Genomic DNA, 735 nt, shown 5'->3' with positions numbered 1-735 from the left:
TCCACATAATCCGTGGAAGAATCATTACCCGCCGCGACAAACATGTTAAATGTCCCAAGCCCATCGATCACCGTCTGGTATTTCTGGGCAAGGTATTTGTCGCAGATCATGTCAAACGAACAGAATACAGAGGTAATACCATATTCTTCGATATATGGCAGGCAATCATCCTCTAATCCGCAGTAGCAGTCTTTACCTGTCCTCGCCCTGCTGATTTTGGAAAGCTGGACTAACCGTGCCTTTGGCGCAGCCTGAAAGAATGTTGCCGCTGTCTTGCTGCCATGCCCTCCCGAGAAATTACCCCAGCCGTACCCATCCCCAAACGGGATAAGGACCAGATCATCCGGATCATAGTTTTTGATGCTCCAGTTCTCTCCGGTAGCCGCCGTGACGCGTTCCCCAAAATATCCCGCGTTATGGAACCTGTCCACACCCGTAAACTTGCGGATGTAGTTGTTTTCAGTGTGCAGATTTGTTGTTTCAGTAGCCACGTTATACCTCCCATTTTCCCGTCCCGTACTGCTTACCCGTAATCTGTTCGTACTCTTCATTCGAGAGCTTCCCCGCCGTGTAAAGCTGGTCTATCCGGCCAATGTCCCACAGCTTGGGATAATAGTGCCGCGCCATTTCAAATACTGTCATAGCTCCACCCCCGTCATAGCCGCGATAAAGTCCACGTCCGCGCGGAGCTGTTCTGCCTGCGTCGGTTCCGGCTCCGGTTCAGGAGGCCGTGCG

The 735-nt window shown here is 52.0% G+C and carries 2 protein-coding genes; both read right to left on the bottom strand.

The annotated features are described in order from the left end of the window. Window positions 1–491, bottom strand: a 491-nt coding sequence (locus tag H8S45_RS15890; RefSeq protein WP_186950610.1) for a hypothetical protein, incomplete at its 3' end; no start/stop codon positions are given. A gap of 1 nt (window position 492) precedes the next feature. Continuing rightward, window positions 493–642 (bottom strand): XkdX family protein, encoded by a 150-nt coding sequence (locus H8S45_RS15885; RefSeq protein ID WP_152959546.1) that lies wholly within the window; start codon window positions 640–642, stop codon window positions 493–495. Between the last annotated feature and the right edge of the window lie 93 nt (window positions 643–735).

The sequence above is a fragment of the Agathobaculum faecis genome (genome assembly GCF_014287995.1).
GTDB classification, from domain to species: Bacteria; Bacillota; Clostridia; order Oscillospirales; family Butyricicoccaceae; genus Agathobaculum; species Agathobaculum ammoniilyticum.
Note: the sequence above shows the minus strand (reverse complement) of the source record. Positions and strands in the feature narration are given on the sequence as shown.

Bases quoted from the DNA above. Each gene is read 5' to 3' on its own strand.
- H8S45_RS15885 (WP_152959546.1), bottom strand. From the start codon at position 642: ATGACAGTATTTGAAATGGCGCGGCACTATTATCCCAAGCTGTGGGAC.